The sequence below is a fragment of the Achromobacter sp. KK8 genome (assembly GCF_054188005.1).
On sequence record NZ_CM135178.1, the window covers coordinates 16791 to 32609 of the forward strand.

Sequence of the window (15819 nt, forward strand, 5' to 3'; positions counted from 1 at the left end):
GCCGTTTTCCCTGGCGCAGGGGCGCCGCGCATGCTTCAATTGGGCCGAAACTGCAATCGTGCCCTACATGAGCCCGGCTTCGGTCGAGCCCTCTTGCCAGCGATACCCGCCATGCTCCGTCCCTGCCTGACCCTGCTGCGCCGCGCGCTCGCCCCCGCGCTCCTGGCCCTGGCGCTGACCCCGGTCGCGTCCGCCAAAGACACCAAAGAGCCGATCCGCATCGGTGAAATCAACAGCTACAAGGCGATTCCGGCCTTCCTGGGCCCGTACAAGAAAGGCTGGCAGCTGGCGCTGGAAGAGATCAACGCCTCGGGCGGGGTACTGGGCCGCAAGCTCGAAGTGTTTTCGCGCGACGACAACGGCAACCCGGGCGACTCGGTGCGCGCCGCCCAGGAACTGCTGGCGCGGGAAAAGGTGGACCTGCTGTTCGGCGGCTTCCTGTCCAACACCGGCCTGGCCCTGACCGATTTCGCCAAGCAGCAGCAGGTGTTCTTCCTGGCCGCCGAACCCCTGACCGACAAGATCACCTGGCAGGAAGGCAACCGCTACACCTGGCGCCTGCGGCCGTCCACCTGGATGCACGTGGCCGCCCTGGCCCCCAAGGCGCTGGCGCTGCGCAAGAAGCGCTGGGCCATCGTCTATCCCAACTACGAATACGGGCAATCGGCCGTGGCCACCTTCAAGGCCATGATGAAGTCGTTCCAGTCCGACGTCGAATTCGTCGCCGAACAGGCCGTGCCGCTGGGCAAGGTCGACGCCGGCGCGGTGGTGCAGGCCCTGGCGGACGCCAAGCCCGACGCCATCTTCAACGTGCTGTTCGCCGCCGACCTGACGCGCTTCGTGCGCGAGGGCAACACCCGCGGCCTGTTCGAGAACCTTCCCGTGGTCTCGGTGCTGTCCGGCGAACCGGAATACCTGGAGCCGCTGGGCGCCGACACGCCGTCGGGCTGGATCGTCACGGGCTACCCCTGGTACGCCATCGACACGCCCGCCAACAAGACTTTCGTCGAGGCCTACCGCAAGCGCTACAACGAGACGCCCAAGGTCGGCTCGGTAGTGGGCTACGCCTCGCTGATGTCGATCGCCCAGGGCCTGAAGGCCGCCGGCGAGGTCGACACCGAGAAGCTGGTCGATGCCTTCGCCGGGCTGAAGGTGGACACGCCCTACGGCCCGATCCAGTACCGCAAGATCGACCACCAATCCACCATGGGCGTCTACATCGGCGTCACCGCGGTCGAGGACGGCAAGGGCATCATGAAGGACTTCGCCTACATCGACGGGGCGCGCCTGCAGCCGCCCGACGAACAAGTGCGCAAGATGCGACCGCGCTGATGAGCCTGTCCGGGCTGCTGTCGCAGCTGCTCAACGGCCTGGCCGACGCCAGCGCGCTGTTCCTGGTGGCCGCGGGTCTGTCGCTGATCTTCGGCGTCACGCGGGTGGTGAACTTCGCCCACGGCTCCTTCTACATGCTGGGCATCTACCTGGCCTGGACCTTCACCCGCCATTTCGGCGACGGCGCCGGCTACTGGGCCGGCCTGCTGCTGGCGGCGCTGGCCACGGGCCTGATCGGGGCGGCGGCGGAACTGCTGGTGCTCAAGCGCCTGTATCGCGCGCCGGAACTGTTCCAGCTGCTGGCGACCTTCGCCCTGGTGCTGATCATCGGCGACGCCACGCTGGCCGCCTGGGGGCCGGAGGACCTGTTTTCGCCGCGAGCGCCCGGCCTGTCGGGCGCGGTCGACATTCTGGGGCGGCGCTTCCCCCAATATGATCTGCTGCTGATCGCCGCGGGCCCGGTGGTGCTGGGCCTGCTGTGGCTGCTGCTGATGCGCACGCGCTGGGGCCGGCTGCTGCGCGCCGCCGCCGAGAACCGCGACATGCTGGCCGCGCTCGGCGTCAACCAGGCCTGGCTGTTCACCTCGGCCTTCACCCTGGGCGCATTCCTGGCCGGACTGGGCGGCGCACTGGCCGCGCCGCGCGTGCCCGCCACGCTCGGCCTGGACCTGGAAATCATCGCCAGCGCCTTCGTGGTCGTGGTGGTGGGCGGCCTGGGTTCGATTCCGGGCGCATTCCTGGCCGCGATACTCATCTGCTGCGTCAAGGCGGTGTTCGTGTTCCTGGGCCAGGTTCAGATCGGCCCCTGGCTGTTCAACCTGTCCAAGCTCACCCTGCTGGCCGAATTCGCCGTCATGGCGGTGGTACTGGTGGCGCGTCCGTGGGGCCTGTTGGGCCAGCCGCCAGCGCCATCCTCGCACACGCTGGCGGCCGAAGCCCCCATCGTCCCCGCCGGCCAGCGCCTGCGGCTGGCCCATGGCCTGCTGCTGGCGCTGCTCATCCTGGCGCCGTTGGCCACGTCGCAGTGGCCCTACGCCGGCATCCTGCTGACCGAAATCCTGATCGCCGCCCTGTTCGCCGCCAGCCTGCATTTCCTGACCGGACTGGCCGGCATGACCAGCTTCGGCCATGCCGCCTGGTTCGGCCTGGGCGCCTATGGCGCCGCGCTGCTGCTGAAATTGATGGCGTTGCCGATGGAAGCCGCCCTGCTGCTGGGGCCGTTCGCGGCCGCGCTCGGCGCGCTGCTGTTCGGCTGGTTCTGCGTGCGCCTGTCCGGCGTCTACCTGGCGATGCTGACGCTGGCGGTGGCACAGATCCTGTGGGCGCTGGCCTACCAGTGGGACGAAGTGACTGGTGGCAGCAACGGCCTGATCGGACTATGGCCGTCGAGCTGGCTGGCGCGCGGCCCGTGGTTCTACTACCTGACGCTGGCGCTTTGCGCGCTCGGCATTGCCTGGCTGCGGCGGCTGGCGTTCTCGCCGCTGGGCTATGCGCTGCGCGGCGTGCGCGATTCGGGCCTGCGGGCCGAGGCGCTGGGCATGGACACGCGCCGCATCCAGTGGATCGGCTTCGTGGCTGCGTCGCTGGCGGCCGGCCTGGCCGGATCGCTGTACGCCTTCTCGAAAGGCAGCATCGCCCCCGACGTGCTCGCGGTCAGCCGCTCGGTCGACGGCCTGGTGATGGTGCTGCTGGGCGGCCTGCAAACCCTGGCCGGCCCGCTGGTCGGGGCGGCGGCCTATACCTGGCTGCAGGACGCCGCCGCGCGCAGCACTGAATACTGGCACGCCGTGCTGGGCCTGGCCATCCTGGCGCTGGTCATGCTGTTCCCTGCCGGCCTGGCGGGCGCGGCGGCGCGCCTGGGACGCAGACGCGCATGACGACCGCCCCCGCCTTGCTGCGCGTCCAGGGACTGCGCAAATCCTTCGGCGGCATCGACGCGCTGGCCGACGTCTCGTTCGAGCTGGAGGCCGGCCGCATGCTGGCGTTGATCGGCCCGAACGGCGCGGGCAAGTCCACCTGCTTCAATGTGGTCGGCGGGCAGTTGCGGCCGGACGCCGGTTCGGTGCGGCTGGACGGTCGCGAACTGGTCGGCCTGTCGGCCGGCAGGATCTGCCGCCTGGGCGTGGGACGGACCTTCCAGACCGCCGCCACGTTCCGTTCGATGACCGTGCTGGAAAACGTGCAGACCGCGCTGCTGTCGCGCGACCGCCTGCTGCTGCGGCCCTGGCGCCGCGCCGCGTCGCACCGCGTCGACGAGGCCCTGGCGCTGCTGGAGCAGGTGGGCATGGCCGACCGAGCCGGCGCCCATTGCGGCGCCCTGGCGTACGGCCAGGTCAAGCGGGTGGAACTGGCGATGGCGTTGGCGCACCGACCGCGGCTGTTGCTGATGGACGAACCCACCGCCGGCATGGCCACCAACGAACGCCACGCGCTCATGCGCCTGACGCGTGAACTGGCCGATACGCAGCGCATGGCCGTGCTGTTCACCGAGCACAGCCTGGACGTCGTTTTCAAGCACGCCGATCGCATCGCCGTGCTGGTGCGCGGCAGCCTGCTGGCCGAAGGCCCGCCAGGCCACATCGCCGCCGACGCGCGCGTCAAGGCAGCCTATCTGGGCACCGACGCGCCGCGGGCCTGAACCACGCTCAACCGCCGGCCTGGGGGCTGTCCGGCTGGCATTCCCAGAACACCTTGGCGCTGCAGCGCGCGCAGATGCCGCGATCGAGCCGCGCATAGATGGCGTGCAGCGCCGTGGCCTTGTCGGGAAACACGTGGTCCGCGCCCAACCGCTCCAGGAATCCCGTGCGGCGCCACATATCCAGCACTTCCGGCCGCGGCCGGTGGAAATACAGGTCGCCGCCCATCGCGCGGCGCGCCGCCAGCTCGTCTTCCCAGACCTGGGCGCCGGCCAGGTCGATGAAATTCATGCTCTTGGCCATCACCAGCAAATGGCGCGGCGCATCGGGTCCGCTGCGCAGGTCCTGCAGCCGTTGCGCCACATGCGCGGCCGCGCCGAAATAGACCGAGCCTTCCATGCGCAACAGCTTGAGCTGGGGGCATTCCGGCAACGCTTCGGGTTGCTGCGCCAGCACCACGAAGCGGCGCTCCAGCCCGCGCGAATCGAAGCCCATGGTGCGCATCGCCGGCCGCGAGGTGCGATGCAGATACGCCATCAATGACAACACGGTGCCCAGCAGGATCGCGACTTCCATCCGGATTGTCACCGTGGCCGCCAGCGTGGCGGCGGCTATGGCGCTTTCGCCCCGCTGGGTACGGATCAACTGCCGCCAGCGCGGCACATCCAGCAAGGTCCAGGCGACCAGCAACAGCAGGCCGGCGATGGCCGCGTGCGGAATCCGCGCCAGCAGGGGCCCGCTCAGCGCCACCAGCGCCATCAGCAGCAGGGCCGAGAACACCGCCGCCAGCGGCGTCTTCGCGCCCGCCTCGTAGTTGGGAATGGAACGGTTCAGCGAACCGCAGGACAGGTAACAGGAAAAGAAGCCGCCGACCACGTTCGACAGGCCCTGCCCGATGAATTCGCGATTGGCGTCGATGCGCTGGCCCGAACGCGCGGCCACGGCCTTTGCAATCGAAATGGACTGCGCCAGCGCCACGATGGTCAGGGCGAAGGCCAGGCTGAGCAGATCGGGCAAGGCGCGCCAATCGACACGGGGAACATGGAACGGCGGCCAGGGTTGGGCCAGGTCTCCCAATACCGGCACGGCGGCGGCGCCCCAGCGCGGCGCCAGGGCATTGAACGCGGCCGCGGCCAGCGCGCCCGCCGCCAGGCCGGCCAGCATGTAGGGCTTGCGTTTGTCCAGCCGCTTGAGCAGCAGGGCCGCCGCGATCGTCACCGCCGTGACCAGCACGGCCCCCGCTTGCGCCTGGCCCGCGCTGGCGGCCAGGCCGATCAGCAAGGCGCCGGCCCCGTGCGACGCGGGCGCCGGCAATCCGAGCGCATCCTTCAAGGCGTGGACCGCGATCAGCAGGGCCGCGCCGCTGGTGAAGCCGAACAGCGCCGACGGCGAGATGAAATGCGCCAGAGACCCCAGGCGCAGGGCGCCCACCAGCCACTGCATCAAGCCGACCAGCACCGTCACCGCCAGGGCCAGCTCGATATAGCCCGGGCTGCCCGCCACTGCCAGCGGCGTCAGCACGGCGAACAAGGCCAGCGAGTTGGCATTGGTGGGACCGGACATGACGTGGCGGCTGGAGCCGAACAGCGCCGCGACGATACAGGGCACGATGGCCGAATACAGGCCGTACTGCGGCGGCAGGCCGGCCAGCGTCGCAAACGCCACGCCCTGCGGCAACACCAGGAGCGCCCCCAGCAGTCCCGCCGCCAGGTCGGCGCGCAGCGTCGCGGGGCCGACTTGCGGCACCCAATCGCCAAACACCCGCACCAGCCACGCCCCGCGTCCCGCCGCCATCATTCCCCGTCCTTGTTCTTCTCGATGCCGGGCGCGCTCAGCGCAGGAACCTGCGCTCCAGTTCGCGCATGTCCGCATCGCCCTGCAGGTCGATGATATCGCGCACCGTGGGCAGGCCGGCATCGACGCCATGGATGCCGCCGTCATTGCGGATGCGGGCGAACACCTCGCGCATGGCGCCCACGGCGGCGCGGATCGCGTGATTGCCGTAGATCACCAACCCCACCTTGCCCAGGGCCTGGATATCGGCCTCGCGCAATTGCGGATAGGCGGTCGGCACCAGCACCAGCGGCACGCGGCCGGACCAGGCCGCGATGAAGGCCAGCACCTCGTCGGGCGTGGTCTGCTTGGAATGGATCAGGATGGCATCGGCGCCGGCGGCCTCGTAGGCCGCCGCGCGCGCCAGCGCCTCGGCCTGGCCGAGCCCGGCGATCAGCGCCTCGGTGCGGGCAATGACGCAGAAATCCGCATCGCGACGCGCCGCGCAGGCGGCCTCGATCTTGCCCTGGAATTCCGCGACGCGCACCAGTTCCTGGCGGCCATCGGCGCGCAGGCTGGTGTCCTTGGGAAAGGTCTTGTCTTCCATGACCACGGCCGATACGCCCGCCGCTTCGTATTGCGGCACGACATAGGCGACATTGATGGCGTTGCCGAACCCCGTATCGATATCGGCGATGACCGGCACATCGACCACCGCCGCGATGGCCCGCATCATCTCCAGGTGCAGGCCGGCCGACAGGATGTTGGCGTCCGGCACCGCATGGCTGGCCGACAGTTCGAAGCCGCTGCCCCAGATCGCGTCGAAGCCCGCCTCGGCCGCCAACTTGGCCGACAGCGGGTTGTGCGCCGACATGGCGTGCATCAGGACGGGAGCCTGCAATTTCTGGCGAAAGCGTACGTGGCGATGCATGGCGTGAGGGTCCGGAGATCCGGCGCCCAGAGCGCCGGCTGGGGATCATTTAACACGAAAAGCGGCCGCGGGTGCGACGGCGTTCAGCCCGCTCCGCCGCCGCGGCGCGCCTTCATCGCCCGGCTGATCGCGGCCAGCGCCTCATCGGAAACCAGGCGCGCGGCCATCGGCAACAGTTCGTCCTCCTCGCGCCGGATGTGCTCGGCGTAGGCCGCCGCGAAAGCCTCCACTTGCGCCGCCGGCAGCTCGGCGGGACGGCCGTCGGCGACCGCTTCCAGGGTTTGCCGCAGCGGCGCCCACAGCGCCGCCAGGCGCGCATGGTCGGCAACCAGGCCATCCACCAGCGCGTGCAGGCAAACGGCGTCCGAGCCGGCCATGGACTCGATCAAGGCCGGAAACAGATCCTCTTCCTCGTCCTCGTGGTGGTGCAGCGCGGCGGTCTGGAAATAGCGCACGACAGCCGCCGCCGCCACCTGGGCCGCGGCATCGCTGCCATGCGCCGGCAAGTGCGCCGCCAGCCGGCGCAAGGTTTCGCATTGGCGCGCCATGCGCCCATGACAGGCCGACAGCAGGCCCAGCGGATCATCGGGGGTCGGCGCCGCCACCGGCCCGCCGGGAAAATTCACTGCCATGGCGCCCCTCCTTGATCAAGAATGCCCGCGCCACCACAGCCGGATGGAATCCCAGGCGCGTCCGGCCAGGCCCGCCTCGGCCACCGGTTCCAGCGCCACCACCGGAAACTGCATCGCGGGCTTGCCGTCGACCATGACGCGCACCGAACCCACCGTGGCCTGGGCCGGAATCGGCGCCACCAGCGGATCCTGCGGCGTCCACACCGGTTCGACCTTGGCGCCCGCGGGCACCGTGACGTAGGCGTCGCGCGCGAAGCCGGCCTTGAGCGTATCGGCCTGGCCCTTCCAGACCTCGGGCGTGGCCACGGCCTGGCCCTTTGCATATAACTTGATGGTATTGAACCCCTGGAAGCCCCATTCCAGCAACTCGCGGCTTTCCTGGGTGCGCAGCTTGTCCGACGCCGTGCCCACCACCACGGTGATCAGGCGGCGCTGCTCCTTGCCGTTGGGCCGGTGCGCGGTGGCCACGATGCAATATCCGGCCGCGTCGGTGTGGCCTGTCTTGAGGCCGTCGACGCTGGGATCGAGCCACAGCAGCCGGTTGCGGTTGGGCTGGGTGATGTTGTTGTAGGTATAGGTCTTGGCCGAATCGTAGGTCTTGTACAGCTGGGGGTAGTCGCGGATGAAGCGCGTGGCCAGGATCGACAGGTCGCTGACGGTCGAATACGTGCCCGGATCCGGCAGGCCGTGCGGGCTGGCGAAATGCGTGCCATGCAGGCCCAGTTGCACGGCGGTGTCGTTCATGCGGGCCACGAACGCCTCGACGCTGCCCGACACCGCCTCGGCCAGGGCGATGGCGGCGTCATTGCCGGACTGGATCATCAGGCCGCGCAACAGCTGGTCGACCGAGACCCTGGAGCCCGGCTCCAGGAACATCTTCGAACTGCCCGGCGGCACTTTCCACGCCCGCGTCGAGATCACCACTTTCTGGTCCGGCGACAGCTCCTTGTTGTGGATCGCGCCGAACACCACGTATGCCGTCATGATCTTGGTCAGGGACGCCGGCTCGATCCGGGCAGTGGCCGCGTGCGACGCGATCACCTGGCCGCTGGTCTCATCGAGCAGCAGCCAGGCCTTGGCGGACAGGTCCGGCTGCGGCATCGATTGCGCCAGGGCGCCGGACATACACGCGGTCGCAACGAGCAGGCTCGCCGCCAACTTCTTCATCAACATAAGGGGCTTCACTTCCATGCAGGGTAAGGATGGCGCGCGGGCAACGCTCGCAGGCGGCCTTCGGCCGCCCTCGCGCAGCGCCGACGCGCGGCGCGAAGCATTGGAACATGGGAACCGGGGATGGTTCAAAACCCCATTGCACAGGCACTTTGCGCGATGCGCGCGGCACTGAAAAAATCGCAGCGATTGTCACCGCATTTTGCAGAACCCCTTGTAGAAGGGGTTTTTCTGCCTGGAAAACAACAAAGATTGATCGAAAGGCCTTGCGAAAGCCGCTATAACCGCCACTCTTCCGCTATCATCGGGCGCGTGGCGTTAAACGTCGATACCCGGCGCGCGCGCTGCTCCATGTCCTCAACATACGGATTTTGACCATGGCCACGAAAGCTAAAGCTCCTGCCAAGAAAGTCACCAAGCCCGCCGCCAAGGCGCCCGCAAAGAAGGCTACCGCCGCCAAACCCGCTGTGAAGCCCGCAGCCAAGAAGGTTGTCGCCGCCAAGAAGGTCGCTGCCGCCCCCAAGGCTATCAAGGCTGCTCTGAACAAGACCCAGCTGATCGCCTACATCGTCGAGCAGTCCGGCGTTGAAGCCAAGTCGGTCAAGGCCGTCCTGGCCAGCCTGGAAACCTCGGTGCTGAGCTCCGTGGACAAGAAGGGCGCCGGCGAATTCACGCTGCCCGGCCTGTTCAAGGTTGCCGTGCAGAAGGTTCCCGCCAAGGCCAAGCGCTTCGGCAAGGATCCGTTCACCGGCGAAGAGCGCTGGTTCCCCGCCAAGCCGGCTTCGGTCAAGGTGAAGGTTCGCCCGCTCAAGAAGCTGAAGGACGCCGCGCAGTAATTCCGCACGGTTATCCGGTCAAGCCGGAAAGGGCCTGCCCCGCATGGGGCGGGCCCTTTCTTTTTTTGCGCGCGCTTTTCCCGCGGCGAACGCGCGCCTTGCGCCATGTGGGGCCGGGCTGCTAGAATTTATCTTTACGTGAAGATACTTTATATAAAAACATCATGAACGATCTGGTCGACCTGGTGCTGTCGCAGTGGGAACGGGAATGCCCCAACCTGGACATCTCGCCCATGAGCGTTGCCAGCCGCCTGTTCCGCCTCCACGCCTTCGCCGCGCGCGACGTGGGCCGCGCGTTCAAGCGCTACAACCTGCACCAGGGCGAATTCGACGTGCTGGCGACCCTGTACCGGACCGGCGCGCCGCACGCCATGAATCCGCAGAAACTGGTCGCGGCCCTGCTGCTGACCTCGGGGGCCATGACCAACCGGCTGGACCGGCTGGAACAGGCCGGCCTGCTCGCGCGCACCCCCAACCCGGAGGACCGCCGCGGCGTCATCGTCGCCTTGACCGCCGAAGGCGTGCGCGTCATCAAGCTGGTTCTCAAGGACTATCTGCGTGAACTGGAAACGCTGCTCGCCCCCCTGAACGCCACCGAGCGCCGCCAGATGGCCGGCCTGCTGAAGAAACTGCTGATCCCGCACGACCGGGAAACGCCCGGCGGCATCGCCGCCTAGGGCCTGTCCACACCAAGCCCTGTCCCCGCAACACCCCGACTCCCCAGCCCCACATGAACGCCGCACCCGCCCAACCCGCTCCGCTCACCGCGCCCGTCATCCTGCTGATGTCCGTCGCCACCGGCCTGGCGGTCGCCAGCAACTATTACGCGCAGCCGCTGCTGCACACCATCAGCCAGCAATTCTCGCTGTCCAACGCCACCGCGGGCAGCATCGTCATGATCGCGCAGCTCAGCTACGCGCTCGGCCTGATCCTGCTGGTGCCGCTGGGCGACCTGTTCGAACGCCGCGGCCTGATCGTGCTGATGACCCTGCTGTCTTCCGGCGGCCTGCTGCTGTCGGCCTTCGCCCCCAATATCCAGATGCTGATGCTGGGAACTGCAGTGACCGGCATGCTGTCGGTGGTGGCGCAGGTGCTGGTGCCGTTCGCGGCCACCCTGGCGGCGCCGCACGAGCGCGGCAAGGCGGTCGGCACCGTCATGAGCGGCCTGTTGCTGGGCATCCTGCTGGCCCGCACCGCGGCCGGCGTGCTGGCCGACCTGGGCAGCTGGCGCACCGTCTACTGGGTCGCCGCGATCCTGATGCTGGCCATGTCCGCCGCGCTCTGGAAGGTGCTGCCGCGCCACAAGAGCCACGCCGCCATGAGCTATCCGCGCCTGCTCGGCTCGATCTTCCGCCTGTTCGCCGAGGAGCCGCTGCTGCGCGGCCGCTCGCTGCTGGGCGGCCTGCTGTTCGCCGCCTTCAGCATGCTGTGGACGCCGCTGACCTTCCTGCTGTCGGGCCCGGACTACGGCTTCAACAACACCACCATCGGGCTGTTCGGGCTGGCCGGCGCCGCCGGCGCCTATGCCGCCAACCGCTTCGGCCGGCTGGCAGACCGGGGCCTGGGCAACCAGGCCACCCGCATCGGCCTGCTGCTGTTGCTGGCTTCCTGGGGACTGATGGCCTTCGGCCAGGCCTCGGTCATCGCGCTGCTGGTCGGCATCCTGATCCAGGACCTGGCGATCCAGGGCGTCCATGTCACCAATACCAGCTCGCTGTACCGCACCCGGCCCGAGGCCCGCAGCCGCCTGACGGCCGGTTACATGACCAGCTACTTCATCGGCGGGGCGAGCGGATCGCTGGTATCGTCCTGGCTGTACTCCCATTACGGCTGGCCCGGCGTGGTCACCGCGGGCGCGGTTCTGGCGGCCATGACCCTGGCCTACGGCATGCTGGGCGCCAGTGCCCGCATCCCGGAAATCGCCCCGTCCCCTATCCGCGCCTAGCACCTCCTATAATCAGGGGTTTTGGCCGCCCCCGCGCCTGGCGCGCGGGGGCGGTTCACCCATTTTTCGCCATCGCGCACGAGCCCATGCAGGAACGTTACCTCCCCACTACCGTCGAAGCGGCCGCCCACCAAGACTGGCAGGCCCGCGACGCCTATCTGGTCCATGAACACGCGAAGAACCCGGACGGCTCCGAGAAGCCGAAGTTCTACGCCTGCTCGATGCTGCCCTATCCCAGCGGCAAGCTGCACATGGGCCACGTGCGCAACTACACCATCAACGACATGATGGCGCGCCAGTTGCGCATGCGGGGCTACAACGTGCTGATGCCGATGGGCTGGGACGCCTTCGGCATGCCCGCCGAGAACGCCGCCATCAAGTCCAAGGTGCCGCCCGCCAAGTGGACCTACGACAACATCGCCTATATGAAGAAGCAGATGAAGGCGATGGGCCTGGCGATCGACTGGTCGCGCGAGATGTGCGCCTGCGATCCCGAGTACTACAAATGGAACCAGTGGCTGTTCCTGAAGATGCTCGAAAAGGGTGTCGCCTACCGCAAGACCCAGGTCGTGAACTGGGACCCGGTCGACCAGACCGTGCTGGCCAACGAACAGGTCATCGACGGCCGCGGCTGGCGCTCGGGCGCCCCGGTCGAAAAGCGCGAGATCCCGGGCTACTACCTGCGCATCACCGATTACGCCGACGAACTGCTGGGCGCGGTGCAGAACGACCTGCCCGGCTGGCCCGAGCGCGTGCGCCTGATGCAGGAAAACTGGATCGGCAAGTCCGAGGGCCTGCGCTTCGCCTTCCCGCACCAGATCACCGGCCAGGACGGCCAGTTGATCCAGGACGGCAAGCTGTACGTCTTCACCACCCGCGCCGACACCATCATGGGCGTGACCTTCTGCGCCGTGGCGCCGGAACACCCCCTGGCCACCCACGCCGCGCAGTCGAACCCGGCGCTGGCCGCCTTCATCGAACAGTGCAAGCTGGGCGGCACCACCGAGGCCGAGCTGGCCACGCGTGAAAAGGAAGGCCTGCCCACCGGCCTGTTCGTGACCCACCCGATCACCGGCGACCAGGTCGAGGTCTGGGTCGGCAACTACGTGCTCATGACCTACGGCGATGGCGCCGTGATGGGCGTGCCCGCCCACGACGAACGCGACTTCGCCTTCGCCAAGAAATATGACCTGCCGATCCGCCAGGTCGTGGACGTGGCCGGCAAGGCCTATTCCACCGACGCCTGGCAGGAATGGTACGGCGACAAGCAGAGCGGCCGCACCATCAACTCCGGCAAGTACGACGGCCTGTCGCACAAGGAGGCCGTGGACGCCATCGCCGCCGACCTGGGCGCGCAAGGCCTGGGCGAAAAGCAGACCACCTGGCGCCTGCGCGACTGGGGCATCTCGCGCCAGCGTTACTGGGGCACCCCGATCCCCATCATCCACTGCCCCGATTGCGGCCCGGTGCCGGTCCCCGAAAAGGACCTGCCGGTGGTGCTGCCGGACGACCTGATCCCGGACGGCAGCGGCAATCCGCTGGCCAAGAACGAAGCCTTCCTGTCGTGCGCCTGCCCCAGCTGCGGCAAGCCGGCGCGCCGCGAGACGGACACGATGGACACCTTCGTGGACTCGTCCTGGTACTTCATGCGCTACACCTCGCCGGGCAACGACAAGGCCATGGTCGATGCGCGCAATGACTACTGGATGCCGATGGACCAGTACATCGGCGGCATCGAACACGCGGTCCTGCACCTGCTGTACGCGCGCTTCTGGACCAAGGTCATGCGCGACATGGGCCTGCTCAACTTCGACGAGCCCTTCACCAAGCTGCTGTGCCAGGGCATGGTGCTGAACCACATCTACTCGCGCAAGAACGCCCAGGGCGGCATCGAGTATTTCTGGCCCGAGGAAGTCGAGAACGTCTACGACGCGCGCGGCGCCATCACCGGCGCCAAGCTCAAGTCCGACGGCTCCGAGGTGACCTACGGCGGCGTGGGCACCATGTCCAAGTCCAAGAACAACGGCGTCGATCCGCAATCGCTGATCGACACGCTGGGCGCCGACACCGCGCGCCTGTTCGTCATGTTCGCCAGCCCGCCCGAGCAGACCCTCGAATGGTCCGACTCCGGCGTCGAAGGCTCGAACCGCTTCCTGCGCCGCCTGTGGTCCATCAGCTACGCGCAGCGCGACGCGATCGCCCGCGGCCTGGCCACCGGCGCCGACTGGACCGACGCGCCCGCCGCCGTCAAGGACCTGCGCCGCGAGGTCTACAACCTGCTCAAGCAGGCCGACTACGACTACCAGCGCATCCAGTACAACACCGTCGTGTCCGCGTGCATGAAGATGCTCAACGCCATCGACGACGCCAAGCTGCCGCAAGGCGCGCACGCCGACGCCGCCTACGCCGAAACGCTCGGCGTGCTGCTGCGCGTGCTGTATCCGGTGGTGCCGCACATCACCTGGCAACTGTGGCGCGACCTGGGCTACGCGCACGAGCTGGGCGACCTGCTCGACGCGCCGTGGCCGCACGTCGACGAAGCCGCGCTGGTGGCGGACGAAATCGAACTGATGCTGCAGGTCAACGGCAAGCTGCGCGGCTCGATCCGCGTCGCCGCCAAGGCCGCCAAGGAAGACATCGAAAAGCTCGCCGCCGCCCAGGACGAAGTCGCCCGCTACCTGGAAGGCCGCCCGCCCAAGCGGGTCATCGTGGTTCCGGGCAAACTGGTCAACGTCGTAGGCTGATGAGGTCAAGCATGCACTTCGCCGGGCAACAAACGCACTCCCCCCGCCAATCCTGGCTGCTGCGCGGCGCCTGCCTGGCGCTGTTCATGCTGCTCTCCGCCTGCGGTTTCGCGCTGCGCGGTGTCACGCCGATGCCGTTCAGCACGCTCTATGTCGGCATCGCCGACAACACGCAGTTCGGGGCCGACGTGCGCCGCGCGTTGCGGGCCGCCTCGCCCGATACCAAGCTGGTCGCTTCGCCCAAGGATGCGCAGGCGATCCTGCAGGAAGTGTCCAACACGCGTTCTTTGCGCGAGGTGTCGCTGAACGCCCAGGGCCGTGTCGAGGAATACGAACTCGGCATCAACTACACCTTCCGCCTCATCGACGCCCAGGGCCGCGCCCTGATCCCGGACACCACGCTGTCGATCTACCGCGAAATGCCCTATGACGACCAGATCGTGCAGGCCAAGCAAGGGCAGATCGAATCCCTCTACATCGCCATGCAGCGCGACTTGGTCTCGCGCCTGCTGCGCCGCATGACGGCGCCGGAGGTGCGCAAGGCGTTCGAGAATCGCGAACAGCGCGGCGAAGACGGCGAAATACCGTTGTACGACCCCGCCGCGCCCATGCCGCGCAGCACGCCGGCGCCGTGGCAGACGCCGTCCACCACCGATCCGGCCTATACGCGCTGACCGATGGCACAAGTCCTGGACGCGGATCGCCTGGCCGACCACCTGCAGCGGGCGGGCAACCGCCTCGCCCCGCTGTACACGGTGTCCGGCGACGAACCTCTCCTGGTGACCGAGGCGGTGGATGCGCTACGCGCCGCCGGACGCGGCGCCGGCTACACCGAACGGCTGTCGATGGTGATGGACGCGCGCAGCGACTGGAGCGCCGTCATCGCTGCGACCCAGAGCGTGTCGCTGTTCGGCGACCGCCGCATTCTCGAACTCAAGATCCCCACCGGCAAGCCGGGCAAGTCGGGCGCCGACACACTGGCACGCCTGGCCGAGCAGGCTGAAAAGCAGGCCGACAACCCCGATACGCTGATCCTGGTGGCGCTGCCGCGCCTGGACAAGGCCACCCGCGAAAGCCGCTGGATGCAGGCCCTGGCCCGCGGCGGCATGACGGTCGACATCGCCAACGTCGAACGCGGCCGCCTGCCGGCATGGGTCGGCCAGCGCCTGGCGCGCCAGAACCAGCGCACCGACAACGCCACCCTGCAATGGATGGCCGACAAGGTCGAAGGCAACCTGCTGGCCGCGCACCAGGAAATCCAGAAGCTGGGCCTGCTTTATCCCGAAGGCCAGCTGGCGCCCGAGGACGTCGAGCGCGCCGTGCTCAACGTCGCCCGCTACGACGTGTTCGGGCTGCGCGACGCCATGCTCGCTGGCGACATCGCCCGCACCATCCGCATGATCGACGGCCTGCGCGCCGAAGGCGAGGCCCTGCCGCTGGTGCTGTGGGCGGTGGGCGAGGAGATCCGCCTGCTGGCGCGCGTGGCCGAGGCGCGCAGCCTGGGGCAGGACGCCAATGGCTTGATGCGCCGGCTGCGCATTTTCGGAGCGCATGAACGGCTGGCGCTGCAGGCGCTGGGCCGGGTCCGTCCCGATGTCTGGCCGGCCGCGGTGCAGCATGCCCACGAGGTCGACCGTCTCATCAAGGGCCTGTCGGTACCCGGGCGCCTGTCCGATCCCTGGGAAGAAATGACCCGCCTGGCCTTGCGCGTGGCCGCGGCCGGCACCCGACCGTGAAGGCGGCTGCGGCCGCCGCCTCGTCCTCCCGGCCCCCGGCCGGATAAACTAATCCCATCAGCGGCGCCTTCGCCGCCCCCTCTT

13 protein-coding genes are annotated in these 15819 nt (G+C 68.4%); 9 read left to right on the top strand and 4 right to left on the bottom strand.

Annotated elements, in window-relative coordinates:
• Window positions 1-111 precede the first annotated feature (111 nt).
• Genes ACVN9Z_RS00085 through ACVN9Z_RS00095 form a run of 3 tightly spaced genes read left to right on the top strand, consistent with a single transcriptional unit; the run spans window position 112 to window position 3970 of the window.
• Entirely contained in the window at window positions 112-1332 is a 1221-nt protein-coding gene (locus tag ACVN9Z_RS00085) for an ABC transporter substrate-binding protein (RefSeq protein ID WP_082400590.1), read from the top strand.
• Window positions 1332-3209 carry an ABC transporter permease gene (locus ACVN9Z_RS00090; protein WP_458212967.1) on the top strand — a complete coding sequence of 626 codons (1878 nt, stop codon included), beginning with the start codon at window positions 1332-1334 and terminating at the stop codon, window positions 3207-3209. The genes ACVN9Z_RS00085 and ACVN9Z_RS00090 overlap by 1 nt, the downstream gene beginning before the upstream one ends.
• Window positions 3206-3970 carry an ABC transporter ATP-binding protein gene (locus ACVN9Z_RS00095; RefSeq protein ID WP_409143129.1) on the top strand — a complete coding sequence of 255 codons (765 nt, stop codon included), beginning with the start codon at window positions 3206-3208 and terminating at the stop codon, window positions 3968-3970. Before ACVN9Z_RS00090 ends, ACVN9Z_RS00095 begins: the two co-directional genes overlap by 4 nt.
• Before the next feature lie 7 nt (window positions 3971-3977).
• On the opposite strand, the gene ACVN9Z_RS00100 is transcribed toward ACVN9Z_RS00095, so the two are convergent.
• The 4 genes from ACVN9Z_RS00100 to ACVN9Z_RS00115 all read right to left on the bottom strand — a co-directional run bounded on the left by ACVN9Z_RS00100 (window position 3978) and on the right by ACVN9Z_RS00115 (window position 8477).
• Complete coding sequence (locus tag ACVN9Z_RS00100; RefSeq protein WP_081397436.1) at window positions 3978-5765, bottom strand: SulP family inorganic anion transporter; 1788 nt, start codon at window positions 5763-5765, stop codon at window positions 3978-3980.
• Between the two features lie 34 nt (window positions 5766-5799).
• Window positions 5800-6672 (bottom strand): phosphonopyruvate hydrolase, encoded by an 873-nt coding sequence (locus ACVN9Z_RS00105; RefSeq protein WP_047991583.1) that lies wholly within the window; start codon window positions 6670-6672, stop codon window positions 5800-5802.
• Window positions 6673-6755: 83 nt separating this feature from the next.
• The gene (locus ACVN9Z_RS00110) at window positions 6756-7304 is read right to left on the bottom strand and encodes a hemerythrin domain-containing protein (RefSeq protein WP_172999826.1); all 549 of its coding nucleotides are present in this window, start codon (window positions 7302-7304) and stop codon (window positions 6756-6758) included.
• Between the two features lie 15 nt (window positions 7305-7319).
• On the bottom strand, window positions 7320-8477 hold the full coding sequence (locus tag ACVN9Z_RS00115; RefSeq protein ID WP_006385646.1) for a D-alanyl-D-alanine carboxypeptidase family protein: 1158 nt from the start codon (window positions 8475-8477) through the stop codon (window positions 7320-7322).
• Between the two features lie 374 nt (window positions 8478-8851).
• Here ACVN9Z_RS00115 and ACVN9Z_RS00120 point away from each other — a divergent pair, with 374 nt between their 5' ends.
• From ACVN9Z_RS00120 to holA, 6 genes are all read left to right on the top strand, one after another.
• The gene (locus ACVN9Z_RS00120) at window positions 8852-9310 is read left to right on the top strand and encodes an HU family DNA-binding protein (protein ID WP_006385647.1); all 459 of its coding nucleotides are present in this window, start codon (window positions 8852-8854) and stop codon (window positions 9308-9310) included.
• Window positions 9311-9474: 164 nt separating this feature from the next.
• Window positions 9475-9987 (top strand): MarR family winged helix-turn-helix transcriptional regulator, encoded by a 513-nt coding sequence (locus ACVN9Z_RS00125; RefSeq protein WP_006385648.1) that lies wholly within the window; start codon window positions 9475-9477, stop codon window positions 9985-9987.
• Window positions 9988-10040: 53 nt separating this feature from the next.
• Complete coding sequence (locus ACVN9Z_RS00130; protein ID WP_006385649.1) at window positions 10041-11255, top strand: MFS transporter; 1215 nt, start codon at window positions 10041-10043, stop codon at window positions 11253-11255.
• A gap of 86 nt (window positions 11256-11341) precedes the next feature.
• Window positions 11342-13999, top strand: a complete 2658-nt coding sequence (gene leuS / locus ACVN9Z_RS00135) for a leucine--tRNA ligase (protein WP_458212968.1) — start codon at window positions 11342-11344, stop codon at window positions 13997-13999.
• An 11-nt stretch (window positions 14000-14010) separates the two neighbouring features.
• Window positions 14011-14673, top strand: a complete 663-nt coding sequence (locus ACVN9Z_RS00140) for an LPS-assembly lipoprotein LptE (RefSeq protein WP_054438683.1) — start codon at window positions 14011-14013, stop codon at window positions 14671-14673.
• 3 nt (window positions 14674-14676) lie between these two features.
• Complete coding sequence (gene holA, locus ACVN9Z_RS00145) at window positions 14677-15735, top strand: DNA polymerase III subunit delta (protein ID WP_054438679.1); 1059 nt, start codon at window positions 14677-14679, stop codon at window positions 15733-15735.
• The last annotated feature ends 84 nt before the right edge of the window (window positions 15736-15819 follow it).

Bases quoted from the DNA above. Each gene is read 5' to 3' on its own strand.
- ACVN9Z_RS00085 (WP_082400590.1), top strand. From the start codon at position 112: ATGCTCCGTCCCTGCCTGACCCTGCTGCGCCGCGCGCTCGCCCCCGCG.
- ACVN9Z_RS00090 (WP_458212967.1), top strand. From the start codon at position 1,332: ATGAGCCTGTCCGGGCTGCTGTCGCAGCTGCTCAACGGCCTGGCCGAC.
- ACVN9Z_RS00095 (WP_409143129.1), top strand. From the start codon at position 3,206: ATGACGACCGCCCCCGCCTTGCTGCGCGTCCAGGGACTGCGCAAATCC.
- ACVN9Z_RS00100 (WP_081397436.1), bottom strand. From the start codon at position 5,765: ATGATGGCGGCGGGACGCGGGGCGTGGCTGGTGCGGGTGTTTGGCGAT.
- ACVN9Z_RS00105 (WP_047991583.1), bottom strand. From the start codon at position 6,672: ATGCATCGCCACGTACGCTTTCGCCAGAAATTGCAGGCTCCCGTCCTG.
- ACVN9Z_RS00110 (WP_172999826.1), bottom strand. From the start codon at position 7,304: ATGGCAGTGAATTTTCCCGGCGGGCCGGTGGCGGCGCCGACCCCCGAT.
- ACVN9Z_RS00115 (WP_006385646.1), bottom strand. From the start codon at position 8,477: ATGTTGATGAAGAAGTTGGCGGCGAGCCTGCTCGTTGCGACCGCGTGT.
- ACVN9Z_RS00120 (WP_006385647.1), top strand. From the start codon at position 8,852: ATGGCCACGAAAGCTAAAGCTCCTGCCAAGAAAGTCACCAAGCCCGCC.
- ACVN9Z_RS00125 (WP_006385648.1), top strand. From the start codon at position 9,475: ATGAACGATCTGGTCGACCTGGTGCTGTCGCAGTGGGAACGGGAATGC.
- ACVN9Z_RS00130 (WP_006385649.1), top strand. From the start codon at position 10,041: ATGAACGCCGCACCCGCCCAACCCGCTCCGCTCACCGCGCCCGTCATC.
- leuS (WP_458212968.1), top strand. From the start codon at position 11,342: ATGCAGGAACGTTACCTCCCCACTACCGTCGAAGCGGCCGCCCACCAA.
- ACVN9Z_RS00140 (WP_054438683.1), top strand. From the start codon at position 14,011: ATGCACTTCGCCGGGCAACAAACGCACTCCCCCCGCCAATCCTGGCTG.
- holA (WP_054438679.1), top strand. From the start codon at position 14,677: ATGGCACAAGTCCTGGACGCGGATCGCCTGGCCGACCACCTGCAGCGG.